Source organism: Peribacillus sp. NPDC058075 (genome assembly GCF_042885195.1).
GTDB lineage: Bacteria > Bacillota > Bacilli > Bacillales > DSM-1321 > Peribacillus.
In genome coordinates this window covers 3,096,272-3,121,164 of record NZ_JBHVSL010000001.1, presented here as the reverse complement: position 1 = coordinate 3,121,164, position 24,893 = coordinate 3,096,272, and the positions used below count along the sequence as shown (strand labels likewise).

Genomic DNA, 24,893 nt, shown 5'->3' with positions numbered 1-24,893 from the left:
AAGAAATCTGAATTGAAGGTGGGATTACATGAAATTTGCGATTACGTCAAAAGGAGATGCGAAATCGAATACTTTAATGCAAAGGATGCGAACGTATCTTCAGGACTTTCATTTGGAATATGACGAAGATCAGCCGGATATTGTCATTTCTGTCGGTGGTGATGGTACTTTATTATATGCTTTTCATCGTTATAAGAATCGATTGGATAAAACCGCCTTTGTTGGTGTACATACAGGACATCTTGGTTTTTATGCAGATTGGACCCCTGATGAAATTGAAAAATTGGTGATTGCTTTAGCAAAAACACCATTTCAAATAGTGGAATATCCACTGCTCGAAACGATCGTCCGTTATCAGCATGGTGGACGGGAAGCAAGGTTTTTGGCTTTGAATGAATCGACAGTCAAAAGTGTTGAAGGGACGCTCGTCATGGACGTTGAAATTCGCGGCCAGCATTTCGAGACGTTCCGTGGAGATGGTTTATGCATTGCGACGCCATCTGGAAGCACGGCGTATAATAAGGCGCTTGGCGGGGCCATCGTCCATCCATCAATCGATGCCATCCAGATTACCGAATTGGCATCCATTAATAACCGGGTGTTCAGGACGGTAGGATCGCCGCTTCTGCTGCCGGCACATCATACTTGTATGTTCAGGCCGGTCAATGCGGTCAATTTTCAAATTACCGTCGACCATTTGTCCTTGCTTCAGGAAAATGTAAAGTCGATACAATGCCGGGTGGCAGATGAAAAGATCCGATTTGCCAGATTCCGCCCTTTTCCTTTCTGGAAAAGAGTGCATGATTCATTTATTGCTAATTAAGGAGATAGACTCACCTCATGTCAAATCAAAACTTTACTTTGACCTGGTCGGTTTTTGAAGAGGATTCTGGCTCTTTATTGCGAGAGTTCCTCAGCAAATGCGATATTTCAAAACGAGCTTTAACGGATATTAAGTTTAAAGGTGGATATATCCAGTTGAACGGCGAAGAAGTAACCGTAAGGGAACGGATAGAAACAGGCGACATCGTCACCATCATATTTCCGCCGGAGCAGGCAAGCGAAGGCCTTTTACCGGAACCCATCCCCCTTAATGTCAGGTATGAAGATGAGTTTGTATTGGTGGTGGCCAAGCCCCCTTCCATGAATACCATCCCTTCCCGCGAGCATCCAAACGGCAGTCTGGCGAATGGCTTGGCGGGTTATTATAGGAAGACGGGAATACAGGCAACGATCCATATAGTTACACGTCTTGACCGGGACACATCAGGTCTGGTCTTAATTGCCAAGCACCGGCATATCCATCACCTTTTAAGTGAACAGCAAAAATCAGGACAGGTTAAACGGAGATACCAAGCCATAGCTGAAGGAATCGTTGAAGGACCAGTAGGAGAGATAGTGGCGCCGATCGGACGAAAATCGACCAGTATCATTGAACGGGAAGTCAGGGAGGATGGCCGGTATGCCTGTACCCTATTTAAGGTATTGGCATACACAGCGTCCCATACATTCCTTAATCTGGAGCTCCAAACAGGGCGAACACATCAAATCAGGGTCCATATGGCGCATATAGGTCACCCGCTGGCTGGTGATGATTTATATGGAGGGAAAAGGAACGGTATCCCTCGCCAAGCCCTTCATTGTTTTGAATTGAAATTTTTACATCCATTCACCAAGAAGATGATGTTGTTTCAAGAAGAGTTACCAGAAGATATGAGCCGTTTGCTAGAGGGAAGTTGACTTTATAACCGGCGCATTAAAACGAATTCAAGCCTATGAAAAATCCATATACGCAAAAAAACTCACCAAGATGGCGAGTTTTTTTGGTTAATCAAAAGATGTCCTGAATTTTTCCGCAATATATGGCATAGTTGAAGGCACCTCTTGAAGCTCCATTTCGGGATAACGTACAGAAGTGAGTTTTCCACCAAAGACGCAGCCTGTATCAATATTGTATGTATAATTGACTCGTCTAGCTTCAGGAACTGGTGTATGTCCATATACGATCCATGTTTCCCCTTTATATGATTGGGCCCAGTCCTTCCTGACCGGAGACCCATCGGGATGTTTGGAGCCATTTATATCACCATAGAGGACAAAGGTTTTTACCTTACTGTTATATTGACCAATATAGTCACTGCGAATTCCTGCATGGGCAATGATCAATCGCCTTTCATCAAGGAGTTGATACAGTGGGGAACGTTCATACAGATCCATGAATTTTTTTCGGATCTTCTTCTGTTCCCGGATGTTCAGTGATTCATATTCAGCTACAGTAGTCTCTAAACCGTGCGATATTTGTACTTTATTGCCTGAAAAATAACGATACAATTTATTGCAGTGGTTACCTGGGGCATACCTTGCAATTTTTTGGTTAATGACTAATTCATGGACAACCTCTATTACTTGTAGGGAATTTGGGCCGCGATCGGTTAAATCCCCTACAAAGCCGAGAATCCTTCCAGAGGGATGTACAGGAAACCCAGTCTCCCATCTATAGCCCATTTTTTCGGTCAGCTGCCTGAATTCAGCGAAACATCCATGAATGTCCCCGATGATATCGATGTTCATTTGACACATCCTTTGTTTGTTTTGTGTATGTGTATGGTATTAGTATAGTATTATTTAAAAAAATAAAATATAAACGAGGAAATGAAAAAATATGTATTAGGAGGTGTATGGTCATGGAGGAGATGAAGGACCGGGACCGTGAGCGGGAGAGCAGTCAAATGAATAACGAGCTTTTGCTTGAAGCGCTTAAAACGGAAAATCTGGATCAGTTTCGTACGGAGTTCCTTGAAATGCATCCATATGATCAGGCTCAATTTTATACAAGCCTGTCAGATGAATTCAGATCCGTCGTTTACACATATTTGTCACCGGAAGAAATGGCAGACCTTTTTGAAAATATAGAAATAGATGAAGATGATTACGAAAGCCTGCTGGCAGAAATGAACCCTTCTTATGCAGCAGATATGCTTTCCAATATGTATGCGGATGATGCGGCTGACGTCCTGAATGAAATCAATGATGAGCAGGCGGTCAGCTATTTGACCATCATGGATGATGAAGCGGCAAGTGAAATCCAAGAGCTTCTGAACTATGAGGAATCTACGGCAGGAAGCATCATGACGACAGAGTTCATTGCCGTTGAAGCAAACGAAACAGCTCGATCAGCCATGCAGATCTTAAAAAGGGAAGCTCCGGAAGCGGAAACGATATATTATGTGTTCGTTACCGATCAGGATAAGAAGCTTCTTGGTGTTTTATCTCTCAGGACATTGATCATAGCAGATGAAGATGCCTTGATCGGTGATTTAATGGATGACAGGGTAGTTTCCGTACCTGTATCGGAAGACCAGGAAGAGGTGGCACGAAAAATAAGGGACTATAACTTCCTTGCCGTGCCTGTCGTCGATTTCCAAAACCATTTGTTAGGGATTATTACGGTTGATGATATCATTGATGTCATGGATGAAGAGGCGTCTGATGATTATTCCAAATTGGCGGGTGTATCAAATTTGGACAATGTTGATAAGAGTCCCTTTTCTGCTGCTAAGAAACGGCTGCCATGGTTGATCATCCTTTTGTTTTTAGGCTTATTGACCGCCAGCCTGATTGGCCGTTTTGAGGAGACACTTAGCCAAAAAGCGATTCTTGCTGTATTTATTCCATTGATAGGCGGAATGGCCGGTAACACAGGAACCCAAGCATTGGCTGTTGCAGTACGGGGAATTGCAACAGGGGACTTGGAGCAGGATAGCAAGTGGAAGCTAGTTTTGCGGGAGGCTGGGACAGGCCTCATCACCGGCTTGACATGTGGAATAGCCATCACTTTAATCGTATATATTTGGCAAGGGGATTTAATGCTCGGTTTATTGGTCGGCATATCTATTTTCATTACATTGATAGTCGCCACACTCGCGGGATCGCTTGTACCGCTCCTCATGCATAAAATGAAGATCGACCCGGCGGTAGCTTCCGGACCATTCATCACAACCATCAATGACATTATCAGTATCCTGATTTACTTCGGATTAGCTACATTATTCATGGGCTATTTACTATAAGCTAAAGAAGGCCTTTTTGAAGCGTTATTCCCAGGTGGCTTTAGAAAACGGTGTTTTTATCAAAGGAAATTTGATATACTGTAATTAGTAGCAGGTACTAATAACTTGTATTAAAAATAGGAGGTCATATACGTTGACTTTTTCATTAGAAGGAAAAACGTTTGTCTTAATGGGTGTAGCTAATAAAAGAAGTATTGCATGGGGAGTTGCCCGTTCCTTACATAAAGCAGGTGCAAAGCTGATTTTCACTTACGGAAAAGACCGTACGGAAAAAAGCGTTAGGGAACTATCTTCTACATTAGAAGGGGAGCCCTCCATCATTTTACAATGTGATGTAACGAAGGATGAAAGCATTGAAAAATGTTTTGCGGCGATTAAGGAAGAAACAAGTATCATTCATGGCGTGGTACACAGTGTGGCATTCGCTAACAAGGAAGAGCTGGACGGTGAATTTGTCAACACGAGCCGTGAAGGGTTTTTGCTTGCCCATAATATCAGTTCATTTTCTTTAACTGCGGTGGCTAAAGCCGCGAAGGAAATCATGCCGGAAGGTGGCAGCATTGTCACCATGACGTATCTTGGCGGTGAACGTGTCATGCCTAATTATAATGTAATGGGAGTGGCCAAGGCCTCACTTGAAGCCAATGTCCGCTACCTGTCAAGTGATCTTGGCAAAGATAACATTCGAGTGAATGCAATTTCAGCCGGACCTATCCGTACCCTATCCGCTAAAGGTGTTCGCGACTTCAATACGATTTTAAAGAAGATCGAGGAAGAAGCACCGCTTCGCCGTACAACGACTCCTGAAGAAGTAGGGGATACGGCAGTATTTTTATTAAGTGACATGTCCCGCGGGATTACCGGGGAAAATATCCATGTGGATTCTGGTTATCATATAATTGGATAACAGGAAAGGAGGGGGCCGATATCGGTCCCCTTTTTATTGATTTTCCACTCCTTTGAAAATGTATAGCTACAAAAAAACCAAAAATGATTACCGCAGTCAGTACGAATGTGTTAGTGATAGCAATCGTTTGGATGTTAGTGGAAGCAAGAAAAAACATAATCCCGTAAAAAGGATGATTTCAAGGATTGGTGGCGTTATGGGTAAATAGGATACCTTTGTCCACACAATCATCTCTTTTAAGGACACCGCAGCTAATGAAGCGAAAAAGATACTTATGACAATGGATAAAGTTTTGCCTGGTACCTGTCCGATATTCGTTTCCACCCATACAAATATGTTGGTCTGTCCGGTGGCTTTGTGAAGGTAAAACAAAAGTAAACACCAAATGAGTATCAAACCTAAAGCAAGCAGTACGGAAATCCAGCCATCCCGTTTAGCACTTGGCAGTAAATGAGGAAGGATCGTTACATGATTTTTTAAACCGACAGCCGTCATCACGATTAAAGATAGTTTGTACGGTCGAAATCTTTCCACTTTTTTTCATCTTCGGAGCCCCTTTAACAACCATTATTTTTTTAGTTTTCTCCACTAATGCCCAGCATATCCAAGATTAGTTGATGTCCTTTTTTGGGGGAGTGGCACATCTCCAGCATAAAGAAGGGTGAATTTCATATAAATGATACATAGAGCGGATATTCATTGTTTGCGAGAATCGGCATAAACCTGCTTTCAACCCTATTCGTGAAAAAGAAGGAGGGGCATCATGGACGTGAAGAAAGTTGGTCTGCCTTGTGCTGATGGAAAACAAACCATACAAAGTACGCTGAAGAGACAAATCAATTTGCATGAAAAAAATATCAGCACTTCATATACCGCCGAGGAATTGGTGGAGCTATTGTCCCGACTTCCAGCCTTTGCACCTAAGCCTGTGTGTAAGTTCATCATCAATGACCGCGCACTATTCGGAAAATTGGAACAAAAAAAAGAATCCAGTTTGTTCATAAGGCATAAATTCGGTAAAAAAGTTGTCCAATACCAAATGGAACAGCTGCAGTCCGTGGATATTCTGAAATATTAAGGAGGGTTTTCATGTCAGAGAAAAATGGCGATAAGGACTCCAAACCACTTTTGTATGTCGATCAAGCGAAAATATCAGATCTGCGTGGAAATATGCAAAGTGATTTTCGAACGAAAAACGCTAAACCCCAAGACAGCGTTGAGCCGGAACTTCAGGATGTAGCCGAAAATAAAGAAGAAAAAATCGAACAAATCAAACGCGAATTTGGTGTTTATGATGCCATGAAGGAAATTGAAGAGGAGATTACGGGAATAAGGAAAATCACCGAACAATATGTCCCTGAGCAAACTCCGGTTGAAGAAATGGAACATCCTGAACAAATAGAACAGAAAAACGATAAGCCAGCTAAGAGAAAAAGGAAAAAGGTGGAGAAGAAAGATTCTTCCCGTGACATCATTTCCCGCCTATCCAATCATCAAGGTTTTCCAAAGCCACTATGTGAGGCTGTTATTAACGGAGAAACGCTTCAGTTTCATGTGTTGGGAATGAAGGGGGAATCAGTGAAGATTAAAAGAGGGAACCATGTCCGTTTCGTGGGTCTGCCTGATATTATCGATGCCAAAATAATTGAAGAATCCAAGTGAAGGAGCAATATTAAATGTTTCCCCCACAAAATGAATTCACTTTATTTATTATATTAGGCTTGGCTTCCTTCAGGCTGACACGTTTGATCGTCTTCGATAAAATCATGGAGCCGTTGCGCCGCCCCTTTTTTAAAGAGATAGAGGAAAAAAATGAAGAAGGAGTAGTGGAAATATTTTTAATACCCAAGGAAAAGGGCCTGCTTGGCTGGTTTGGCCAATTACTAAGCTGTTTCTGGTGCGTGGGTGTCTGGGTCAGCCTTTTTCTGGTTTTTATTTATATCCAAAATTGGTTTATAGGTGACGTACTGATATTCATCCTTGCCGTAGCAGCAGTAGGGGCGATTATTGAAGTCATAATCAGCAAAATTATGGACACTTGATTGGAAACAACTTGTCTCTTCGTTCATATAGTATGGTATAGATGTTAAAGGAGGAGTCATAAATTGAATCAGAAACAGAATCCATGGGCTTATGCCAAACCGATAAAAAAAGATCAACCGGTCAAAATCAAGAAAGACTGTGGCTGTAATAATAACAATAAAAATAAAGGCTATTGAGTAAAAAAAAAAACCTTTCCATTTCGGAAAGGTTTTTTTATTTCCTAATCCTACCATTCATAAAAAAACAGTTAAACAAGAAAATAACAATAGAACGATAAATTAGGATGTGATTCTATGTTCAGACAAGGAAGGTATTTTAAGGCCAGCTTTCTGGTTCTTATAGTTTTTTTGTGTGTGCTTACTGCATGCAGCAATAAGAATGATGGAAAAACCGAGAATTTAGCAATGATTAAACGTACGAATCCTGAACCGATGGATATCATTAATGGGATGGATGAGCAGGATGAAAAGGGACTGATCTCAAAGGTCAAGGAAACAGTTGCTAATGAAGACTCCATCTATGACGTGATCGTCGTGAAAAATGACAAAAAGATTATCGTCGCTTATAAGGTTAAGCATCTGCAACGTTTTCATATGAAGAAGATTGAAAAGAATGTGACTAAAAATCTGGAAGAGAAGTTTCCCGAAAATGATTTTATCGTATCGAGCGATTATAAAATCTTTTTGGAATCTGTGAGATTGAACGAGTTACTCAAAGAAAAAGATGTACCCGAGAAAAAGGCAAGGAAGAAGTTCAACGAAATTGAAGAACTTCAAAAAGAATTAATTTAGAAGAGAGGTTCAGCTATGAGCGGCAAAGAGAAAACGACCCCACAGCAGAATGCATATCAAGAACTTCAAGGGAAGCATGAAATTAAAAGACCAATAGTGAAGAATTGTTTGAAAGCCTTTTTAGTAGGTGGCATTTTCTGCATGGTCGGACAAGCCATTTCGTACTTCTATATTTACTTTTTCAACTTTACGGAACAGACAGCTGGTGGTCCTACAACTGCCACCATGGTGTTCCTGGCCCTTTTGATGACCGGTTTCGGATTTTATGACCGCATTGGCCAGTTTGCTGGAGCAGGAAGTGCCGTCCCTGTTACAGGATTCGGTAACGCAGTCATTTCCGCTGCAATCGAACATCGGACGGAAGGTTTTGTACTTGGTGTTGGATCCAATATGTTTAAATTGGCCGGATCTGTCATTTTATTTGGAGTATTTTCAGCCTTTGTCGTGGCGTTGATAAAAACAATTTATCAAATGAGTGGGGGCTAAGCGGTGTTAAAGGGAGAACAATCATGGATGTTTACCAATAAACCGGTCATCTTGGAAACAGGGGTAACAGGCGGGCCATTTGAAGCAAATGGAGAAATCGCGGGTGATTTCGATATCCTATACGACGATTTGTGGATGGAGCAGGAATCATATGAAAAGGCACATCGACATTTGATGGAAAAAGCGGTTGAGCTTGCATTGGAAAAAGGAAAGATTGGCAAGGAGCAAGTACAATTTTTCTTGGCGGGTGATTTAATCAATCAGGTTACACCTACAAGCTTTGCGGCCAGAACTAATGGGATTCCATATTTCGGCTTGTTTGGAGCCTGCTCCACATCCATGGAAGGGCTTGCTCTAGCTGCCTTCATCACTAATTATGGCGGTGCTAACTATGTGTTGACAGGTGCCTCGAGCCACAATGCAGCTGTTGAAAAACAATTTCGCTATCCAACTGAATATGGCGGGCAAAAACCACCTACAGCTCAATGGACGATCACCGGAGCGGGGGTGGCGCTTGTTGCACCTGATGGAAGCAAGCAAGGGGAATTTCCCCATATTGTCTCCGCCACTATCGGAAAGGTCATTGACATGGGATTGAAAGATCCTTTCAATATGGGGGGAGCGATGGCCCCGGCGGCAGTCGATACGATACTTGCCCATTTCAAAGATACTGGTTTGACCCCGGATGATTATGATTTCATCATTACGGGTGATTTAGGTCAGATAGGAAGTGAGGCAGCTCTTGACTTATTAAAGCAAAAGGGCTGTGATATCAATCAGGAAAAATTTAAGGATTGCGGATTGATGATTTTCAAAAAGGACCAGCCTGTTTTGGCTGGCGGGAGCGGTGCGGGATGCTCGGCAGTGGTATTATACGGTCATATATTAAATGAGATGATTTCTGGCAAATATAAAAAAATCCTGCTGGTCGCAACAGGAGCATTATTGTCACCACTTTCCGTCCAGCAAAAAGATTCGATTCCGTGCATTGCCCATGCGGTGGCCATTGAATATGGGATGAATTCATGAAAAAGGAGAGATTTCGATGTTAGCAATGTTTTTTTGGGCCTTTGTCATCGGTGGCTTGATCTGTGTCGTCGGCCAGCTTCTTTTCGATGTTGCTAAGCTGACACCGGCACATACGTTAAGCTTGTTCGTCGTAATAGGAGCGGTTCTTGGCGGATTTGATTTATATGAGCCGCTTATTGACTTTGCCGGTGCCGGAGCAACCATACCGATCGTTTCGTTCGGGAACTCGCTGGTGAACGGGGCGATGATGGAATCGGAAAAACATGGGCTCGTTGGCGTACTGACAGGCATGTTTGAAATTACGAGTTCCGGTATCTCTGCTGCAATCGTCTTTGGATTTATCGGAGCTTTGGTTTTCAGGCCAAAAGGATGAATTAGCGGAAATAGGCAGCCTGAACTAGGGCATGGCCTATACATATTTGTCCAGACCTACATATGTTATCAGTAAGCTTTAGCGAGAGCGAGGTGATATGTATGTTTGGTTATGGTGGCTACGGTTGTTGTGGCGGCAGCGGTTATGGCTACGGCGGCGGTTATGGCTACGGTGGTGGTTCCACTTTTGCGATAATCGTTGTATTGTTTATCCTATTGATCATTGTAGGGGCTTCTTTCTGCTGCTAAGGTAAAAGGAATAGGCAGAAGAAGCCTATTCTTTTTTTTTTGGCCTAGCACCATTTTTCTGATAATGCCATAGGATAGGTACAGAAAAGGGAGGGGCTTAGGTATGGATAATAACTTTTTTAAGAACATAGAAGGTAAAACGGGCGTAAATATGAAAGATGTATTAGAATTGGCAAACTCGCTGCAAGGAGCCAATTTCAAAGATGAAACAACTGTTAGAAATGTCATTAAGCGTGTTTCAAAAATTGCGAACAAACCGGTCAATAAGGAAACGGAAGATAAAATCGTCCATTCCATCGTGGCTGAAGGGAATAAACTGGATTTCGGTACTATTTCTAATATGATAAATAAAAAGTGAAAAAAGGCCTGCTATCAAGCAGGCCTTCAGACTGCAGACAAACTCGAAGAAAGCGGGTTTGTCTGCAGTTTTTTTATATAAAAAGTTGCAGCTTGATTTCATTCCATAAAATTGTAAGTGATTCGGGATGAGACCATACCGAACCTTTTTTTCGTCTATTTCCATATATGGTTAGCATCAGCTTTTGGTCAAAGCTTCAAGAAACGTGATGGATGCGCGGTCCGTCCGCGTCTAGTTTGCGGGATCGAAAGGTAAAGATCCTTTTTGGCCCTGGTTGCCGCTACATAGAGCAATCGTCTTTCCTCTTCAAGAGGAGATAGTTCCCCTTTTCGGTAAGATTCAAGTGCGAAATCATGAGGGATGCTGCCATCAACAGCAGCTAGTACATAAACGGTTTGGTATTCAAGCCCTTTGGAACGGTGTATGGTGGTAAGCTGTATGGCATCCTTAAAATGTTTCGATAGCTGTTTAATCTCTTGGACCATCGCAGTCATATGATCGACATGTTCAAGGAAAGCGGCGACGGTGGGAAAACGATTTGCCGCCACCTTTAAGTCACGGATGTCATCGGACCCTTTTTCCAGGTTCGCATCATTTCCGCGTTTTTTTACATATTCCTGGTATCCTAAATCTTTTTCGATGATTTCTAAAGCTACGAGTGGCGACATAATTTTTAAAGAACGGATCTGTCCAGGAATCGTTTTTAATTTTCGTTCTTGAAAAGCATGTCCTGTCTTAACAAAAGCAAATGCATCGATAAAATCACAATCCTGCAATATTGTCATTGCTTTTAATTCCTGTAATATACTTTGCTTTAAGAATAAGGAGGAAAGGACATCAGATGCTGCCTTGCTGTCATGAGGATACAAACTCAAGCGCATAAAGGCAAGCATGCCGCGGATGACCTTGCGCTGATAAAACGAATCCGCATCCTTTTCAATGACGAATGGCAGGTTGGAAGCGGCTAGCCGTTCAAAAATGGCCCTGGACATCGTATGTGTCCTGTACAATACGGCAAAGTCCCCAGGGTTTGCTCCCTTGGATATTTTTTCTTGGATATCGGATACGATCATCGTTGCTTCCAATTCCTCATCATAAGGATAAAATAAAACAGGTGGGTTTCCTGAATCATGCTGTGCCCTCATCTTTTTCTCCATCCGGTTCTGGTTGCGCTTGATCAATCGGTTCGCTGTAGCGACAATTTCATGGGAAGAGCGGTAATTCTCCGTCAGCTTCACAACTTGGGATTGAGGGAAATCATGATTGAAATTCAAAATATACTTCGGATCGCTTCCTCGGAATGAATAGATGGATTGATCATCATCTCCAACTGCACATACATTTTTTGATTCAGCAGAGAGGAGTTTTATCAATTCATATTGAACTTTATTGATATCCTGAAATTCATCTACCAAAAAATAATTAAATCTTTGCTGATATTTCTTTAAAAAATCCGGGTGATTTTTTAAAAATACATAACAGCCTACAAGCATATCATCAAAATCATACTTCCCTGTTTGCCGTTTATATTCTTCATATTTTTTATATAAAAATAAACACGATTTCTCCCAATCGTCCTTAGGGTGAATATCTTCAGGAAAGGCCAAAGAGTTTTTCCAAAGTCCGATTTGCTGAAGGGCTTGATCATATGCAAATTCCTTATCATCAAGTTCCAATTCCCTGCCAGCCTGTTTTAATACCTTTTCTTTTTCCCATTCCCACTTCAATAGGAAATCACGCTGCCATTTGGCTGGTTCATGGAAAATCAGGATTTTATAAAAGATGCTATGAAAGGTCCCGCTAACGATTTGAGAAACAAGGGAGGGAGTCATATAAGGATAACCGAGCAGACGCTGCTGCATTTCCTTTGCGGATTTCGCCGTAAATGTTACAAGCATGATACTTTTAGGATCAATCTTTTTCACTGTAAGCATGTAGGCTGTGCGTACCGTCAATACGCGGGTTTTCCCGCTGCCTGCTCCTGATAGGACGAGAATTGGTCCATCGATCGTCGTTACCGCCTTGAGTTGCTCTGCATCGAGTACAACCCCTGATGAGGATAATTCTTGAAAGTATGGTTCCTCTGATTGCGCCAGGCAGGATGGTTTATCTGAAAACTTCGGATTGCCGGTTATGGGCCGGCTTTTAAGGAAAGGTTCTGTAATGGTTTTCGTTTCCGTAATGGTTCGTGATGTAGGAATCCTAAATCCATTCTGTTCCATATATTCTAATGGCTTTTCCTCATTTATTGGTTCTGAAATTGGCATGTCACAGGGTACCTGCGATGGATCACTATGATAAAAATAAGGCGTTTCATGGATTCCAATAAATAATTTCACTGGTTTATGACAAATGATACAAGAAAGCTGATCACGTTTTCCTTTTTCAAACAGTGTCTGCAGCTCACCAGCTGAAACAGTATGTAAATGTACGATTTCATTGCCAGATTTTGCTTGATTCATATATATGGATACCTCTAATCTATTAAAAATATCGGCAATACTCATCATACCAGAAGATTAGGAAAAAAGAATGCGGAAATCGTGTTTAAATATTGTTTCGGACGGGAAATGAAATGACAACACAACTATGTAGATATAAGGAGGGGAAACTATGGGGTACATAGCACCTGTCACACAATTTGATTATATTCAATATGACAACCGGACGGCCGAAGCTGCCAAGAATGTAAGAATTGTTAAAGGGACGACATCCATTCAACCTGTCCGTTTTGATCAGGTGCTCGAAAGGGAGAGGGGAAGCTTTGAAGGATTACCTCAAATGAAAGATAAGGATCGGGAAAGTACATATGGGGCAGGCACATATAAATATCAAATGGGCATGAGGGGCGAAGCTTTAACGGCTGAAATGACAGGAAAAGGCAGGTTTTTTAACGTAGTTGTCTAGTTCTCCCATAAAAAACAAAAGAGGACACGTGAAGTGTCCTTTTTGTGTTGATTCCTTAGAGAATGTCAATTTCTACGATTAGAGCTAATAATAGTTGAAGTAATAATTGGATGTTTAGAGCGATTTGTGCATCAGTCGTTGTAATGTCGATATCACGGCTGTTTTCAACAATTGTTTTTTGGCGCGTGATTTGTTTAACATTTGAAGATTGGATTAATTCTTGAGTGATCTTCTCAGCATTATCAGCATCTGCGATGGAAATGCTTACGATGACCGCAATTGCAGCTTGTAGAGCAGCTTGAAGAGAAAGGGCCGCTTTAACATCCGTTGAAGTGACATTTACATTACAAGAATCTTTAATGTAAATAAGTTCTTCAGAAAGCTGAACTTGATTATTTTCCTGTATTGCCTCTTGGCTAATGCGTGTGTCATCGTCGTTACAGAACCCTGACAGGGGATGTCTGGAAGCGGAATCTAGAGCCGACCATGATCTTTCAGAGTCTTCATGTGTGTTACAGTTGCTACGATATACATTTTGGTTCATGTTGTTTTTTCCTCCTTAGGTTTTATTCCCTATTAAAATATGCTTTGATGGGTAATCGGGTTGGACGAATAAATCAGTTAATTCGTCTATTTTTTAATACTTAGAGAAAGTATTAGTGTGTGGGGATGAATAATAAAGAAGCTGGAGCTTTAGGAATGAAATGTAAGTGCTGCTATGTCTCGGTTTACTTATTTCTCGCCAGCAAGTAAGGTTTGATTAGGTGATATGGTGTGTCATTTATCTTTGGAATCCGTGAATTTGTTGTGAATGGAATTTGTAACTGGATTAACATCATGTTCTGTGATGTTCTTTTCTTGGTTTATGATTTTTAGTGATTGCTCTTGTAAATGGCGAATGGTTTCTTTAAGGTTGTTTTTCTCTCTTTCGGTTAGATCGACCTTTTCCTTTTTGAAACCATGTTTTCTCATAGTCCTCGAAACCAGCAGTTCCATCAGTCTTTTTTGAGACTCCTCCAGGTTAAAATCATTGTTACCCATAAAATTTTCCCTCCTTCTTGCTTTCTATATATAGACTATGTATTTTTGCGGAGATTGCCATTGAACGGAAATGGTTTTTTTTATAAAACGATAATTTAAGTTCATGAACAAACAAAAAAAGCTGTCCAATCAGAGAACTGAGAGGACAGCTTTTTTATATTATAAAATGATTTTCTTCATCGTTTTATGAGGAATGCCGGCATCCATGAATTCGTCGGAAACGATCTCATACCCTAATTTCGAATAAAAAGGGATGGCATGGACCTGGGAATCAAGCTTCAATTGAGATACTTCCTGCTGGATGGCATATTCCTCAATAGCATTCATGATCATGGCACCGGCACCATTCTTACGGCCCGATGATAGGACACAAATGCGCTGGACTTTACCGATGTTGTCGATGACCCTGAAACGGCCGGCACCGATTGGCTGACGCTGATCATCATATAAAACGAAATGTGTAGACTCTTGTTCATATACATCGATCTCTTCTTCAAGAGGGACGTTTTGTTCTTGGACGAACACTTTTTTTCGAATCATATAAGCATTTTCAAGCTCTTGGCTGTTCTCGGCGATTTTTACAAACACGAAATCATTCAGCTCCTAATCTAAATGTTTCATAAACGGTCCATGCCCCATCTTCAAGTTGATACAGCAAGTGAACTCGTTTCACCTCTTCTTCATGGCTGATGTCAAGCATGCTTAATTGGCCTAAAACATCAGAATGCTCATTATCGGATAAATCTTGGGCGATGGTAATATGCGGGACAAAAGCATACTCACTTTCACTTTTCATGAAATCCTCATTGTTAAGTGCCTCATGCAGCTCTTGAAGTCCTTCGGATAATTCCACTTTGAAATAAATAGTATTACTTACAGGCTGGAAAGACTTCGTTTTCGTAACGTTCATCGTAAATGGCCTGCACTTACGAGCAATGTCTTTTAATTGATCCGCGATCGTTGAAATTTCCAAATCCGTCGCTTCGAACGTTGGTTTAAGCGTCAGGTGCGGTGGTATGAAAGCATATTTCGTATCATACCGTTTGCGATAGGAGTTAGCTAAATCTTGAAGTTTTTTTGAAGGGAAAATTGCAACACCATATTTCATAATTAAAACCTCCTGATATTTTTTTATTGTTGTATTATAGTTGGACATGTTTTTTTCTTGAAACCATCTCAAAAAGAGAGGATTAGAACATTCCCAATAGTGCTCGTTTTAAATCTGCCTGCCAGTATTTCCAGGTATGATTACCTTCAAATTCTTCATAGAAGTAAGGAAATCCTTTTTGATTTATTAATTTATGCAATTCCCTGTTGGGTTCTATGAAGTTTGCCTTCTTGCCATCCGTCGTCGGAACATCTGTTTCCCCAGTCCCGATCACATGGTAAAGTTCGAGAAGATGCGGATCCTCAAAATTACGTACAGCATCCATTACTGCTTCATTGGCAAGTGGCGACTGCATGATGCATTTCCCGAATGTATGCGGATACTTTAGTGCGGCCAATAAAGAAACTGTACCGCCAAGTGAGTCACCGATCAACGTTCGACCATGTCCCATTTGATAGGTTGGGAATTCATCATCTAAAAACGGGACAAGTTCATGGGCAAGAAAACGTATGTATGCAATGTGCTGTTCCCCGTCCGGATGATATTTGCGCCTGCGGTCAAATCGGTCTTTATAGGGAATGCCGACAATGATGATATTCTCAATCTCATCGTTCCCTAACAGTTCATCTGCTACCCGACCAATTCGCCCCATTTGAAAATAATCACGGCCATCCTGAGCAATCACAAGCGAATATTTATACAGTGGCGAAAAATTAGCAGGCAAGTAAACAAGCAGTTCCAATTCTTCTGCTAAAGCTTCGCTTTTAAACATGTACTCTTTAATTGTGCCTTTGCGTAAACTCATTCTCCCGCACCTCAATGATAATTAATAATGAAAAACAACTTACTTGATTATTTTAGCATAGCCTTGTGACTTTTTCCCGTGACAAGATTTTAGAATAGAAAATTTTCATTGTATTTTCAAAAAATTTGAATAATAAGGTGATATAATAAAAGGAAATAGAAAAATAATACAATAAAAAAGGTGGCGAATAAAATGGCAGATGTACAGGTACACAGCAGGGAAGTAACGAAAGCTGCTAAACGAACATTATTAGAGCGTGGTGTCAGCGTGGAGGCAATTGCAAAAATCGTTTATGAATTGCAGTTCCCGTACAAAGCTGATCTTAAGCTGGAGGAATGCATCCACAGTGTTGAGCGTGTCCTATTGAAAAGGGAAATTCAACATGCCATTTTAGTCGGTGTGGAGCTGGATAAACTGGCCGAGCAAAAAAAACTATCAGAACCCCTGCAATCGATTGTTGAGTCTGATGAAGGGCTATTCGGAGTGGATGAAACGATTGCCTTTGGTGCAGTACTCGGTTACGGAAGCATTGCTGTCACGACCTTTGGCCATTTGGATAAAAATAAAATAGGCGTCATACACGAACTTGATAAGAAGCAAGAAGGAATCGTTCATACCTTCCTGGATGATATCGTTGCAAGCATTGCCGCGAGTGCCGCCTCAAGGTTAGCTCACCGTCTGAGAGATGAAGAAGAATCGTTAACCGAACAGGAAAAGGACATCCAGGAAGAAGAAGAGTTAATCGGTTGAACCTTGATTAACAATCTTTTAGCCAGACCTGTCAAACCTGGCCTTAATGAGGCGGGCAGAAAGGATGTTGGCCACTTTAAATGTCCGTTTTGTCTGCCTTAGAAAACAGAATGCGTGAATATGGCCTGGATAAATTTCAAGCACCTGGATTTTCCGCTGCGTGATCTTACCTTGTTCGGAGAGATAAATTATCTCCAATGGAGCATTTTCTTCCATATGTTTACGAAGTATATATTTCATTCCCTGTCACTCCTTTGCTGACTTGCTTGCTATCATTATATGCGAACATACGTTTTATATGCAAGTGAAAAGGGAATGTTCGTTCGTATTTTACGGAGCAGGGAAATAAAATAAGAAAAAATTAAAACTTTTTTAATATAATGCGTTGACTTTTTAACAAAAAAACTTATAATAAATTATGTACTAAAGTAATCAGTCAGTCATTACATACGACTTGTTAGCTCAGTGGGAGAGCACTTCCTTGACAGGGAAGGGGTCGTGGGTTCGAATCCCTCACAGGTCATCAACTGCCAAAGGCTCAAATCCTTGATATCACAAGGGTTTGGGCCTTTTTTTAATTTGTCTTACGGGATGCGTTTTGATCAACTATAGTGATTTGCTCACATTTTGCTAACGGGACTTCTGAAGGGCGTTGTGGAAAATATCAGCCACTTCATCATCTTGGTTGGGCATCATATGGGCGTAATGCTCTAACGTGATGCTAGGTTTCGAATGTCCTAAACGAGTTTGTACTTTGACGATATCTACCCCTTCAGAAATCAAGATGGAAGCGTGTGTGTGCCGGATATCGTGAAACCGAATGGGTGTTACGTTAGCCGCTTTACTGATACGCTTCATCACACGTAACACGTTCCGTGGATCTTGAAAGGTGCCAATCTCCGTACAAATGACTAAGTTCTGGTCTTGATAAAGTTCCCCAAGTCTTTTTCTCTGGGTTTCTTGTCGTTCCTTATGAGCCTTTAATGCCTTGATCAGGAAATCTTGAATCGGAACCTGCCGTTTTGATTTTTTCGTTTTCAGCGTGGATAAACGATACCCTTTATTAGGAATGTGAGAAAGGGACCGTTGTATCCGGATGACTTTTTTTTCAAAGTCAATATCGCTCCATTTTAACCCAAGGAGCTCACCTTTCCTCATACCCGTATAAATGGCGATTAAGAAGGTTAGATAATGTCGTTCTCCCTTGCATTGATTAAGGAACGAATCAATCTCATCAAAGGACCATATCTTCATTTCTTCTTTTTTCACCGAGGGTGGATCAGCATTAATCACCGGATTGAAACTAATCTTTTTCCACTTTACAGCTTGATCGAAGGCCTGATTTAACAACTGGTGTAATTTTCGTATGGTACTCGTACTATACTCCTCATCTAATTTGAGGTTATAAAAAACATCGATATCTTCGGTCGTAATTTTTGAAAGCATTTTGTTGGCAAAAGGATTTTCTCGTATTAAGTGCTTATCCATCAAATACTTTCTGCTTGATGCCGTTGTTTCTTTAATCCTTTTTTGATAATGTGACGTAAACCAAAAATCCATATAGGATGAAAATGATTCTTTGCTCGGTTCCAGATATCGATTTGCATCCAGCTCATTTAGAATCTTTCGAAGAGCAGCATCTGCATCTTTTTGACGAGGAAAACCACCCTTCGTTTTTTGTCTACGTTTACCTGTAATAGGGTCTCTTCCTATGTCTACAATATATGACCAAGTATTTCCCCTTTTTTTAACAGTGCCTTTCATATTGCTTGCCCCCATATCCTATTGTAGTTCGTGTTAGAACAATGGAAAGCAAGTGGTCTAATATCAGTTTGACCACTTACTTTCGGTTCTATAAGCCACTCTTTTCCTCTAGTTTTCAGATAGCAGCTTGAATAGTGCTGCTTGTGCATCTTTTTGGCGTGTGAGTCTGCTTTATCTTTTTTGTCTACATTCACCCGTTAGCGAATTTTTCTCAAAATCTACTATATGTTCAAGAGTTTTCGCTCTTTTTTGAGCTACCTCTCATTATGCTAACCTCCGTAAATGTTTGATAAAAATTATGTAAGGGAAGTAGGTAGTTCGGTGATATGACTACGCACTTACAGTTTTATAAGCTGCTCACTTGTTGTTGGGTCAGCCAATTAAAAAACTCATCACGGAGCACACGTTTGCTGCGGCCTAATTTAATAAGTGGAAATGATTTTTGTTCCATTAACTCATAAGCGGTTGGCTTAGATACCATCAAAATTTCAGATAAATGTACGGCTGTTAGAATCATTGGATAATCTTCGATGTTTTTAGGCATAATTTTTTTCTCCTCTTAGTTCTAATATATTAGTTTAATAGTAATTAATTTGAACTTACTTATTTAATTCGGACACATTATATTTTTAAAAAACTGTCTTTTTCAAGAGGAGACTCTAAAAAAATAAAAAAGTGAAAAAACTGCCGGTTATTGTCTCGGAATATAGATTGCAGATAAGTGTAAGGTATTTAAAAATAATTCGATGTTTTTTAGGAATACTTTATTTCTCCTTAATTTTAAGTTATTAGTTTAATATTCATTTATTTGAGATTAACTTATTTAATTCAGAGACATTATATTTTTTTAGATTTTCCGTTTTCAAGGGTTATCCGAAAAAACGTTATTAAGATTGAATTAATGTTATGAGTTGGAAGGGGAAATTTATCGAGCTAAGTAATAAGGTAGGTGGTCTTAGCTATCTCCAAATCAAGATCGAATGATCCGTACTACAGCTTCTTAAAACAGTTAGTTTATAGCGTGGGGAAAAATAGGATATAATAAAAATAAAGACTTTAGCGAGATTAACCACCTGTGCTTGCGACGCGGGGTGGTTTTTCTTTTTCGTATATAAATCAGATTAAGCAAAAAAGGAAGGATTGTAACTCAGTCCAATTTATTTATGTACGGCTTTGTAAAAGAATGCTGTAGATTTTTTTTTTAAACTAAGGGAACAGACTAGTTGAAGAATGACTGATATACTAAAAATAACAGTCATTTAGAGGAAAAATGGTTATAACTTGTAGGGCTTTTCTTCAATATTTGCAGCTTTTCAGGTTCTTTTTTTCTGAGAGACTAAAGGGAAAAGTGTATTTTGTGGTGATATGATGCCGGTAAACGATCTCTTTTATTTTTCCGGTGTGCAATTTAGGAGATTCCATTAAGGTTTATCAAATGTCTGATACAAACAAACTAGAATGAACAACGTGGGGGAAAATGATGGTTGCGAAAAGAGAATATTTAGTTCGAACATTTTCCAGAACTAAAAGAAAAGACTATGAGAATTATATTTTAAACAGAATTTGGAATAGGTTAAATCGCTTAGATTTAAAACCTGTCACGCAACAATATATAAAAAGGGCTGATGGTAAATATGCTTTGATTGATCTATATTTTCCACAGATTCATTTAGGGATTGAATGTGACGAGGGATTTCACATAAGGAACGAACTTAATGATGAAATCCGAACTTTAGAAATTGGGAAAATGTATCAAGCAGTTAAGGAAAATGAAATCAGAATCGAACGAGTAGATGCTACCGAATCAATAGAAGCGATACATACAAAAATTGAAGAAATCGTTCAACTAATCAATAAAATGGCTTCTAACAGCAAGATTATTTCTTGGTCTGAAGATGTAGATTATGCAGAGTTAGCGATCAAGAATGGGGTATTATCCATTTATGATGAGTACACATTCAGTACAATTACTGAGGCAATGCGTTGCCTAGGGAAGAATTATAAGGGTATACAAAGAGCTTATTGGAAGTTTAATGAACAGTATATGATGTGGTTCCCCCAGCTTTCTTTTGATACTGGGAAAGGGAAAGTTTCAAATGCTCGGGGTTGGATTAACGTTTTTAATCAAAATTGGACAGAAATTGAAGAAAAAAGAATGGAAAGTGATTATACACCTTATAATCTCCCTGAGGGTACCCAAAGAAATCGAATTACTTTTATGAAGGTTAAAGACCCCGTATTTGGAACTTATAAGTATCAATTTGTCGGTATTTTTCAATGGGATCGAATCGAGGATAATAGGGTGATATTTAAACGAATTGCTGAAGAGATAGATTTAACACCCTACAATCGAATGAACCGTTAAGGGGGTGTGCTATGTATTACTTGTACAAGTAGTTAAATATATTTAGGGGGATAATTAAGCTATGTTAGATTTTCTTTTAGGGGTTCTTTCCGCAGGATTCGGTGATAATTCTTTGGATACTCGAAAAATTGATCGAAATATAGAAATGCTGAAGAATCATACTTGGTTTAAAGATATATACGAAGATGAAAAATATCATCGATTGTTTTTTGTAAATAGAAATGTTAGGCAATATTTACAAAGTACACTACGTGTAAAAAGAATTATAAAAAAGGGAAAATCTCAAAGAGTATTTATTGTATTTTTAAATAAACAGTTACAAATCTCTTTATAGAACAAACGGGTCCGCTAGCTGAAGATCAGCATCTCCATTTTGCAGTAGGTCCAAACAATATAAAAAGAACAACAGATATACAATCTGTTGCTCCTTCTTGTTGAAATGCTTTGACATTTAGTCTCTAAACTTTATTGAATATTCATAGGTGTTGCCGTTTGGTATTGTAGCAAAAATAGAAAGCCTACCGTCCTTTATAAGGGGGCCTTTCCCTTCTTCAAAATCGATACTCACATTCGTCCTGGATGACGGTGCAAGGTTGGTAACAAAATCCAACTTAACTAACTCCTCTGGAGAAGAACCGTTAGGATCATAAACTTTAACGCTATCTATAGTGACTGGTACTTCGCCATCATTAATAGCATCGAAATCCATTTTGTCAATTCGCAGATACCTAGTACTAGGATCGGCTTCCCACCCCCCGGTAAAGAAACGGAGATCGGGTCTCCCGGAAACAGTAATTGTGATTGAGTCTTTGACACCATCCACTGTAGCGGTAAGCGTAACTGTTCCGTCCGCTAAGGGTTTTACGTAGCCTTCTTCATCAACAGTAGCAATAGTTTCATCAGAAGATTCCCAAGAAGTTACCTCTGGAAAGCTAGCGTTTTTTGGGTAGGCATCGATATGCAGGTAAAATGCAGCTCCTGGTTTTACGATGTAATCAATATCAGAAATCTTTACTTCTGTCACTGGAACCTTCTTGACAGTAATGGTAGATTGAACTTCTGCCTTATTCCCCATTTTATCCGTAACAGAATACGTAACGATATATTCTCCTTCGATTTTAGTATCCACATTTTGCGTATCAACAGTGATTTTTCTTGTCAAATCCCCATCAATGTTGTCATTTGCCTCAACCCATTTTAGTAAATTTGGCAGACTAGAATTTTGATCAACTGTCCAATCCTGTACCCCGGTAATAACTGGAGGGATGTTATCAACGACCGTTACTCTGCGGTAAATTCCCGATCTTATTCCTTTCTCTGAAATATTGTAGATTATTGTATAGATACCTATGTAGTTTACATCTACATCTCCACTCACTTTAATTAAAGAGGTGACATCTTCTCCACTCGCGTAATCTGTAGCAGTTACTCCTTTTAACGGGTTGAACGTTTCACCTATATTTATTTTCACATCATCTGTTCCAAAAAACTCCGCTTGTCGATACGTTAAAATTACTTGACGCTTTACGGTTGTGGTATTGCCAGCTTCATCAGACACAGAGTACTCATATGTGAAAGTGCCCGAAAGAGATAAATCTGAAGTATTTAACTTCTCGCCGATAGCTTTAACAACCACTTTGGAGGTGAGATCTCCATCATTATTATCTGAAGAAGTGACCCCTTCCATCGGATCAAAATGATCAAAATATAAGACTTTTCGGTCAGCGACTCCACTAATTTTTGGAGCGATATTGTCTATAACCGTAACCTTACGTTCAGCGGTCGTCTTGTTCCCTGATTTATCAGTGACGGAATAAATTAAAGTATAGATTCCAGCCTTATCAACGTTCACTGTACCCTCTACTTTGATTTCTGAGGTAAGGTTCCCGTCGGCATTATCATAAGATGTGATTCCGTATAAAAGGGGGAAATAATCATAACTACCGATTGCAAACGTTGTATCCTTAAGTCCTGTACCCATCAGCGTAGGCTTTACTTTATCGACTACATTAATAGTGCGTGTTACAGTTGTTGTATTGCCTGTCTTGTCCTTTACACTGTAAACCAGCTTATAAGTTCCAACCTTCAGCACATTTACGCTTCCGGTTAACGTCATCTTACTGGTGATCGTTCCATCTAAATTATCCGTAGCTTTCACACCGGTCCTTGAATTAAAGGACGTACCATAATTAATGGTAGCATCTCCTGCACCGGTAATTTGTGGTTTGGTCGTATCTGTTTTAACTGTAATGGTACGTGTCACGGTCGTCTTATTACCGGTTTTGTCTTTTGCGGTATACTGGAGCTTGTAAATTCCCACTTCGTTAACATTTACTTTACCACTGACGGTGATTTTGCTCGTAATGTTTCCATCAACATTGTCTGTAGCTGATACACTTGTTTTGGTGTTAAATGAATATCCCTTATAAACAGTTTTATTGGTAGCTCCTGTGATTTTTGGTTTTTCTTTATCCTTCTTAACCGTAATGACACGAGTGACCGTTCTTGTATTCTTTCCTTTGTCCGTCACAGAATATTTCAACTTGTAGGTTCCTTCTTTTTTTGTGTTGACCTGTCCGGTAATCTTGACTTTAGAAGTAATGGTACCGTCTGCGTTATCCGTTGCCTTCACACCGGATTTCGCGTCAAAGGAATATCCAAGATAGGCTGTTTTATTAGTGGCCCCAGTGATAGTTGGAACGGTCGTGTCTTTTTTGACGGTAACAACTCGCTTTGTAGTAGTTGTATTCTTCGCTGAGTCGGTTACTTTATATGTTAGCGTGTATTTCCCTATTTTTTTTGTATCCACCTTACCTGAAATTCCAATCAAACTGGTGATATTTCCATCAACGTTATCCTTGGCTGTGACCCCTTTTTTTGGATTGAAAGTTTGATTCAAATAAACCGTAGTATTGGCAGCACCTGAAATCGTTGGTTTTTTGGTATCTGCTGCCGCCATACCGCTAGTTGGCACCAAAAGAATAATAAGAACAACAAGACCGATCAGGCTATACAATATCCTCTTCATTTTTTAAGACCCTCCTATAGATCCAATGCTTAACCGATATGCGATTCCAAAGTCTATTGGCAAGAGTCTTTTTTCATCCTCAGCTACTTCATATCTATCTAGTAAAAAAGAATTAATTATCCTGCTTTTCTTTGAAACCGTTATAAACCGAAATGAAATTATCCATTTTGGGTATAATCACTTAGTTATGGTTGGCATTTTCTTCTTATTGTAAAATAGTCGTGATTCTTCTAACCTATTATACTTCGGATTGGTACGTCATATAATGGGTTTTATGGACTATTTATCTAAGATAGGCTTTGGATTTGCGTAAAAAGATAGAGACTTGGATTCTGCCCCCAATCTCTTATTTAACGTACTGCTTCAATTTTGTGGTATTTGTTAAAATATACAAATAAAGGGGATAGGGAGCTGTTTTTATTGAAGAAATTAAATATTGATCCCGAATTACTGGAGCAAATCAAGGTAGGTGCTTTAGTTGTTTGTGGGGCGAGCCTTTTTGTTATTGCTTATCAGCAATATCGTTGGTTACCTGAAATTGTTCAAGCTTTATTTGCAATGCTAAACCAAGGGTAAGGAGCTTATATGATGGCATTTATCAATAAAACTTTAAACGGTGAAAGAATCGATTGAATGAAATTTTATGTATGATCGCTTCGGGTCCGGAAAGTATAATTTTCACCATATGAATGATATGAAATGATGGGAGCAGACAAGGTATCGTAAGGCTGGTAAATACTCTGTAAAGCAAACCAATGGGTTCGAAAGTCTATGTATACTTAATAATTGGGAGCCTTTTAGTTGTAATGAAGAATTAAAA

At 39.8% G+C, this 24,893-nt stretch carries 30 protein-coding genes and 1 tRNA gene; 19 read left to right on the top strand and 12 right to left on the bottom strand.

All coding sequences use genetic code 11. From position 1 onward, the window contains the following. Positions 1-28 precede the first annotated feature (28 nt). Together ACFVS1_RS15485 and ACFVS1_RS15480 are read left to right on the top strand one after the other, a co-directional pair. Positions 29-823, top strand: a complete 795-nt coding sequence (locus ACFVS1_RS15485; RefSeq protein ID WP_053534153.1) for an NAD kinase — start codon at positions 29-31, stop codon at positions 821-823. A gap of 17 nt (positions 824-840) precedes the next feature. Continuing rightward, on the top strand, positions 841-1,740 hold the full coding sequence (locus ACFVS1_RS15480; RefSeq protein WP_352921955.1) for an RluA family pseudouridine synthase: 900 nt from the start codon (positions 841-843) through the stop codon (positions 1,738-1,740). Between the two features lie 87 nt (positions 1,741-1,827). Here ACFVS1_RS15480 and prpE read toward each other — a convergent pair whose 3' ends face one another. Then, positions 1,828-2,571 carry a bis(5'-nucleosyl)-tetraphosphatase PrpE gene (prpE, locus tag ACFVS1_RS15475; RefSeq protein ID WP_387548609.1) on the bottom strand — a complete coding sequence of 248 codons (744 nt, stop codon included), beginning with the start codon at positions 2,569-2,571 and terminating at the stop codon, positions 1,828-1,830. 122 nt (positions 2,572-2,693) lie between these two features. Between prpE and mgtE the strand changes: the two genes are divergently transcribed. Together mgtE and fabI are read left to right on the top strand one after the other, a co-directional pair. Then, the gene (gene mgtE / locus ACFVS1_RS15470; RefSeq protein WP_387549387.1) at positions 2,694-4,070 is read left to right on the top strand and encodes a magnesium transporter; all 1,377 of its coding nucleotides are present in this window, start codon (positions 2,694-2,696) and stop codon (positions 4,068-4,070) included. A gap of 133 nt (positions 4,071-4,203) precedes the next feature. Next, a complete protein-coding gene (gene fabI, locus ACFVS1_RS15465; RefSeq protein ID WP_352921951.1) occupies positions 4,204-4,977 on the top strand; it encodes an enoyl-ACP reductase FabI in 774 nt (257 codons plus the stop codon). 96 nt (positions 4,978-5,073) lie between these two features. Here fabI and ACFVS1_RS15460 read toward each other — a convergent pair whose 3' ends face one another. Next, positions 5,074-5,511 (bottom strand): GerAB/ArcD/ProY family transporter, encoded by a 438-nt coding sequence (locus ACFVS1_RS15460; protein WP_387548607.1) that lies wholly within the window; start codon positions 5,509-5,511, stop codon positions 5,074-5,076. A 229-nt stretch (positions 5,512-5,740) separates the two neighbouring features. Between ACFVS1_RS15460 and ACFVS1_RS15455 the strand changes: the two genes are divergently transcribed. The 9 genes from ACFVS1_RS15455 (at position 5,741) to spoVIF (ending at position 10,305) form a co-directional block, all read left to right on the top strand. Next, positions 5,741-6,055 carry a hypothetical protein gene (locus tag ACFVS1_RS15455; protein ID WP_352921948.1) on the top strand — a complete coding sequence of 105 codons (315 nt, stop codon included), beginning with the start codon at positions 5,741-5,743 and terminating at the stop codon, positions 6,053-6,055. Between the two features lie 11 nt (positions 6,056-6,066). After that, positions 6,067-6,639, top strand: coding sequence for a hypothetical protein (locus ACFVS1_RS15450; RefSeq protein WP_387548605.1), 573 nt, complete (start codon positions 6,067-6,069; stop codon positions 6,637-6,639). A 14-nt stretch (positions 6,640-6,653) separates the two neighbouring features. Beyond that, the gene (locus ACFVS1_RS15445) at positions 6,654-7,019 is read left to right on the top strand and encodes a DUF1360 domain-containing protein (protein ID WP_387548603.1); all 366 of its coding nucleotides are present in this window, start codon (positions 6,654-6,656) and stop codon (positions 7,017-7,019) included. 294 nt (positions 7,020-7,313) lie between these two features. Beyond that, a complete protein-coding gene (locus ACFVS1_RS15440) occupies positions 7,314-7,811 on the top strand; it encodes a YhcN/YlaJ family sporulation lipoprotein (RefSeq protein WP_387548601.1) in 498 nt (165 codons plus the stop codon). A 15-nt stretch (positions 7,812-7,826) separates the two neighbouring features. Continuing rightward, positions 7,827-8,297: a stage V sporulation protein AC gene (gene spoVAC, locus ACFVS1_RS15435; RefSeq protein WP_192203729.1), complete on the top strand. Its 471-nt coding sequence runs from the start codon at positions 7,827-7,829 to the stop codon at positions 8,295-8,297. Positions 8,298-8,300: 3 nt separating this feature from the next. Next, positions 8,301-9,326: a stage V sporulation protein AD gene (gene spoVAD / locus ACFVS1_RS15430; protein WP_387548599.1), complete on the top strand. Its 1,026-nt coding sequence runs from the start codon at positions 8,301-8,303 to the stop codon at positions 9,324-9,326. Positions 9,327-9,342: 16 nt separating this feature from the next. After that, entirely contained in the window at positions 9,343-9,699 is a 357-nt protein-coding gene (gene spoVAE, locus ACFVS1_RS15425; RefSeq protein WP_241590593.1) for a stage V sporulation protein AE, read from the top strand. Between the two features lie 101 nt (positions 9,700-9,800). Beyond that, positions 9,801-9,947 (top strand): YjcZ family sporulation protein, encoded by a 147-nt coding sequence (locus tag ACFVS1_RS15420; RefSeq protein WP_192203732.1) that lies wholly within the window; start codon positions 9,801-9,803, stop codon positions 9,945-9,947. Positions 9,948-10,050: 103 nt separating this feature from the next. Further along, the gene (spoVIF, locus tag ACFVS1_RS15415) at positions 10,051-10,305 is read left to right on the top strand and encodes a sporulation-specific transcription regulator SpoVIF (RefSeq protein WP_034314458.1); all 255 of its coding nucleotides are present in this window, start codon (positions 10,051-10,053) and stop codon (positions 10,303-10,305) included. Positions 10,306-10,493: 188 nt separating this feature from the next. Here the strand turns inward: spoVIF and ACFVS1_RS15410 are convergent, their stop codons facing one another. Continuing rightward, the gene (locus ACFVS1_RS15410; protein ID WP_387548596.1) at positions 10,494-12,767 is read right to left on the bottom strand and encodes an ATP-dependent helicase; all 2,274 of its coding nucleotides are present in this window, start codon (positions 12,765-12,767) and stop codon (positions 10,494-10,496) included. A 151-nt stretch (positions 12,768-12,918) separates the two neighbouring features. Between ACFVS1_RS15410 and ACFVS1_RS15405 the strand changes: the two genes are divergently transcribed. Then, entirely contained in the window at positions 12,919-13,212 is a 294-nt protein-coding gene (locus ACFVS1_RS15405) for a hypothetical protein (protein WP_387548594.1), read from the top strand. A gap of 55 nt (positions 13,213-13,267) precedes the next feature. On the opposite strand, the gene ACFVS1_RS15400 is transcribed toward ACFVS1_RS15405, so the two are convergent. The 5 genes from ACFVS1_RS15400 to ACFVS1_RS15380 form a co-directional block, all read right to left on the bottom strand. After that, complete coding sequence (locus ACFVS1_RS15400) at positions 13,268-13,756, bottom strand: spore coat protein (RefSeq protein WP_352921934.1); 489 nt, start codon at positions 13,754-13,756, stop codon at positions 13,268-13,270. A 233-nt stretch (positions 13,757-13,989) separates the two neighbouring features. Then, a complete protein-coding gene (locus tag ACFVS1_RS15395) occupies positions 13,990-14,253 on the bottom strand; it encodes a hypothetical protein (protein ID WP_137017245.1) in 264 nt (87 codons plus the stop codon). Between the two features lie 159 nt (positions 14,254-14,412). Next, positions 14,413-14,841, bottom strand: a complete 429-nt coding sequence (locus ACFVS1_RS15390) for a GNAT family N-acetyltransferase (RefSeq protein WP_352921932.1) — start codon at positions 14,839-14,841, stop codon at positions 14,413-14,415. Positions 14,842-14,845: 4 nt separating this feature from the next. Beyond that, positions 14,846-15,361 (bottom strand): YjcG family protein, encoded by a 516-nt coding sequence (locus ACFVS1_RS15385; protein WP_352921931.1) that lies wholly within the window; start codon positions 15,359-15,361, stop codon positions 14,846-14,848. Between the two features lie 82 nt (positions 15,362-15,443). Continuing rightward, positions 15,444-16,166: an alpha/beta hydrolase gene (locus ACFVS1_RS15380; protein WP_387548591.1), complete on the bottom strand. Its 723-nt coding sequence runs from the start codon at positions 16,164-16,166 to the stop codon at positions 15,444-15,446. 192 nt (positions 16,167-16,358) lie between these two features. Here ACFVS1_RS15380 and ACFVS1_RS15375 point away from each other — a divergent pair, with 192 nt between their 5' ends. Continuing rightward, on the top strand, positions 16,359-16,916 hold the full coding sequence (locus ACFVS1_RS15375; RefSeq protein ID WP_101224089.1) for a phosphatidylglycerophosphatase A family protein: 558 nt from the start codon (positions 16,359-16,361) through the stop codon (positions 16,914-16,916). A gap of 18 nt (positions 16,917-16,934) precedes the next feature. Here ACFVS1_RS15375 and ACFVS1_RS15370 read toward each other — a convergent pair whose 3' ends face one another. Next, positions 16,935-17,156, bottom strand: coding sequence for a hypothetical protein (locus ACFVS1_RS15370; RefSeq protein WP_076367067.1), 222 nt, complete (start codon positions 17,154-17,156; stop codon positions 16,935-16,937). A 211-nt stretch (positions 17,157-17,367) separates the two neighbouring features. On the opposite strand from ACFVS1_RS15370, the gene ACFVS1_RS15365 reads away from it, so the two are divergent. Continuing rightward, positions 17,368-17,439 (top strand) — tRNA-Val (locus tag ACFVS1_RS15365). A gap of 107 nt (positions 17,440-17,546) precedes the next feature. Here the strand turns inward: ACFVS1_RS15365 and ACFVS1_RS15360 are convergent. Together ACFVS1_RS15360 and ACFVS1_RS15355 are read right to left on the bottom strand one after the other, a co-directional pair. After that, positions 17,547-18,680 carry a site-specific integrase gene (locus tag ACFVS1_RS15360; RefSeq protein WP_387548589.1) on the bottom strand — a complete coding sequence of 378 codons (1,134 nt, stop codon included), beginning with the start codon at positions 18,678-18,680 and terminating at the stop codon, positions 17,547-17,549. Positions 18,681-19,026: 346 nt separating this feature from the next. Continuing rightward, on the bottom strand, positions 19,027-19,224 hold the full coding sequence (locus ACFVS1_RS15355; protein WP_100533856.1) for a helix-turn-helix domain-containing protein: 198 nt from the start codon (positions 19,222-19,224) through the stop codon (positions 19,027-19,029). Positions 19,225-20,160: 936 nt separating this feature from the next. Here ACFVS1_RS15355 and ACFVS1_RS15350 point away from each other — a divergent pair. Further along, entirely contained in the window at positions 20,161-21,045 is an 885-nt protein-coding gene (locus ACFVS1_RS15350; protein ID WP_387548586.1) for an AbaSI family restriction endonuclease, read from the top strand. A 61-nt stretch (positions 21,046-21,106) separates the two neighbouring features. Beyond that, positions 21,107-21,379: a hypothetical protein gene (locus ACFVS1_RS15345; protein ID WP_387548584.1), complete on the top strand. Its 273-nt coding sequence runs from the start codon at positions 21,107-21,109 to the stop codon at positions 21,377-21,379. Between the two features lie 117 nt (positions 21,380-21,496). On the opposite strand, the gene ACFVS1_RS15340 is transcribed toward ACFVS1_RS15345, so the two are convergent. Then, positions 21,497-24,073: an immunoglobulin-like domain-containing protein gene (locus tag ACFVS1_RS15340; protein WP_387548582.1), complete on the bottom strand. Its 2,577-nt coding sequence runs from the start codon at positions 24,071-24,073 to the stop codon at positions 21,497-21,499. A 420-nt stretch (positions 24,074-24,493) separates the two neighbouring features. Between ACFVS1_RS15340 and ACFVS1_RS15335 the strand changes: the two genes are divergently transcribed. Continuing rightward, a complete protein-coding gene (locus ACFVS1_RS15335; protein ID WP_387548580.1) occupies positions 24,494-24,649 on the top strand; it encodes a hypothetical protein in 156 nt (51 codons plus the stop codon). The last annotated feature ends 244 nt before the right edge of the window (positions 24,650-24,893 follow it).

What these genes read in the sequence shown, in the direction of transcription:
- ACFVS1_RS15485 (WP_053534153.1), top strand. Translation starts at nt 29, where the DNA reads ATGAAATTTGCGATTACGTCAAAAGGAGATGCGAAATCGAATACTTTA.
- ACFVS1_RS15480 (WP_352921955.1), top strand. Translation starts at nt 841, where the DNA reads ATGTCAAATCAAAACTTTACTTTGACCTGGTCGGTTTTTGAAGAGGAT.
- prpE (WP_387548609.1), bottom strand. Translation starts at nt 2,571, where the DNA reads ATGAACATCGATATCATCGGGGACATTCATGGATGTTTCGCTGAATTC.
- mgtE (WP_387549387.1), top strand. Translation starts at nt 2,694, where the DNA reads ATGAAGGACCGGGACCGTGAGCGGGAGAGCAGTCAAATGAATAACGAG.
- ACFVS1_RS15455 (WP_352921948.1), top strand. Translation starts at nt 5,741, where the DNA reads ATGGACGTGAAGAAAGTTGGTCTGCCTTGTGCTGATGGAAAACAAACC.
- ACFVS1_RS15450 (WP_387548605.1), top strand. Translation starts at nt 6,067, where the DNA reads ATGTCAGAGAAAAATGGCGATAAGGACTCCAAACCACTTTTGTATGTC.
- ACFVS1_RS15445 (WP_387548603.1), top strand. Translation starts at nt 6,654, where the DNA reads ATGTTTCCCCCACAAAATGAATTCACTTTATTTATTATATTAGGCTTG.
- ACFVS1_RS15440 (WP_387548601.1), top strand. Translation starts at nt 7,314, where the DNA reads ATGTTCAGACAAGGAAGGTATTTTAAGGCCAGCTTTCTGGTTCTTATA.
- spoVAC (WP_192203729.1), top strand. Translation starts at nt 7,827, where the DNA reads ATGAGCGGCAAAGAGAAAACGACCCCACAGCAGAATGCATATCAAGAA.
- spoVAE (WP_241590593.1), top strand. Translation starts at nt 9,343, where the DNA reads ATGTTAGCAATGTTTTTTTGGGCCTTTGTCATCGGTGGCTTGATCTGT.
- ACFVS1_RS15420 (WP_192203732.1), top strand. Translation starts at nt 9,801, where the DNA reads ATGTTTGGTTATGGTGGCTACGGTTGTTGTGGCGGCAGCGGTTATGGC.
- spoVIF (WP_034314458.1), top strand. Translation starts at nt 10,051, where the DNA reads ATGGATAATAACTTTTTTAAGAACATAGAAGGTAAAACGGGCGTAAAT.
- ACFVS1_RS15410 (WP_387548596.1), bottom strand. Translation starts at nt 12,767, where the DNA reads ATGAATCAAGCAAAATCTGGCAATGAAATCGTACATTTACATACTGTT.
- ACFVS1_RS15405 (WP_387548594.1), top strand. Translation starts at nt 12,919, where the DNA reads ATGGGGTACATAGCACCTGTCACACAATTTGATTATATTCAATATGAC.
- ACFVS1_RS15400 (WP_352921934.1), bottom strand. Translation starts at nt 13,756, where the DNA reads ATGAACCAAAATGTATATCGTAGCAACTGTAACACACATGAAGACTCT.
- ACFVS1_RS15395 (WP_137017245.1), bottom strand. Translation starts at nt 14,253, where the DNA reads ATGGGTAACAATGATTTTAACCTGGAGGAGTCTCAAAAAAGACTGATG.
- ACFVS1_RS15385 (WP_352921931.1), bottom strand. Translation starts at nt 15,361, where the DNA reads ATGAAATATGGTGTTGCAATTTTCCCTTCAAAAAAACTTCAAGATTTA.
- ACFVS1_RS15380 (WP_387548591.1), bottom strand. Translation starts at nt 16,166, where the DNA reads ATGAGTTTACGCAAAGGCACAATTAAAGAGTACATGTTTAAAAGCGAA.
- ACFVS1_RS15375 (WP_101224089.1), top strand. Translation starts at nt 16,359, where the DNA reads ATGGCAGATGTACAGGTACACAGCAGGGAAGTAACGAAAGCTGCTAAA.
- ACFVS1_RS15370 (WP_076367067.1), bottom strand. Translation starts at nt 17,156, where the DNA reads ATGAAATATATACTTCGTAAACATATGGAAGAAAATGCTCCATTGGAG.
- ACFVS1_RS15360 (WP_387548589.1), bottom strand. Translation starts at nt 18,680, where the DNA reads ATGAAAGGCACTGTTAAAAAAAGGGGAAATACTTGGTCATATATTGTA.
- ACFVS1_RS15355 (WP_100533856.1), bottom strand. Translation starts at nt 19,224, where the DNA reads ATGCCTAAAAACATCGAAGATTATCCAATGATTCTAACAGCCGTACAT.
- ACFVS1_RS15350 (WP_387548586.1), top strand. Translation starts at nt 20,161, where the DNA reads ATGGTTGCGAAAAGAGAATATTTAGTTCGAACATTTTCCAGAACTAAA.
- ACFVS1_RS15345 (WP_387548584.1), top strand. Translation starts at nt 21,107, where the DNA reads ATGTTAGATTTTCTTTTAGGGGTTCTTTCCGCAGGATTCGGTGATAAT.
- ACFVS1_RS15340 (WP_387548582.1), bottom strand. Translation starts at nt 24,073, where the DNA reads ATGAAGAGGATATTGTATAGCCTGATCGGTCTTGTTGTTCTTATTATT.